At 42.7% G+C, this 661-nt stretch carries 1 protein-coding gene; it reads right to left on the bottom strand.

The genetic code is table 11. The annotated features are described in order from the left end of the window. On the bottom strand, positions 1-661 hold a 661-nt coding region (locus tag FZ940_RS09385), incomplete at both ends, for a type IV secretory system conjugative DNA transfer family protein (RefSeq protein WP_148822346.1).

The following is a 661-nucleotide window of genomic DNA, read 5'->3' as shown; positions in this document are numbered from 1 at the left end:
TTGCCTCTTCGCCGAATTTTTCGTCCAAATACTCGGAATAATCGGCTTTTGGAGCTTGTGCAAGTTGGGCTAGCGTAGCGTGTTTGTCTTTTTGCATAAAGTATTCGGCGAAAAATACAAACATCGTTCTTGCCGATTTTATCCAGTGATCATTTTCACTGCCTTTTTCGCCTACGAAAATGGTAGAAGCTATCTGCTCGGCCAATTTTTTGATATGTATATACTCCATGTCTTTAACGATTGAACGATCGAACGGGTTAAAAAATAGCGTATTATCCCAGCTAAAAGGGGAGAATAGCTGAATTTCGTTGTTAAAATATTTTTGCCTATACCCGGCTGTTTTTTTATATAGTTCGCCTTTGATATCTAGCGTTACGCAAGAAGCCGGTACGCTTAGTAAATTTGGAATGATCATACCCGCCGTTTTACCGCTTCCAGGAGGCGCTACCACTAGCGTTGAGAGCGGCTGCGTAGCCCTTAAAAACTGCGGATTATCGCTATCTATATTGTGACATCCTAGCACCAAGCCGTTTTTATAGTTTATATTCATTTTAGGGAAGTCTTCGGGCGTCGCAAACCTTGCTGAGCCATAATCTTCGCCGTCTCTAAAATACGGCAATAGCCACCACGTAAAGACTACCAAAAACGGGGCGATCAGCGT

Source organism: Campylobacter concisus (assembly GCF_902460415.1).
Classification (GTDB): Bacteria; Campylobacterota; Campylobacteria; order Campylobacterales; family Campylobacteraceae; genus Campylobacter_A; species Campylobacter_A concisus_Y.
Note: the sequence above shows the minus strand (reverse complement) of the source record. Positions and strands in the feature narration are given on the sequence as shown.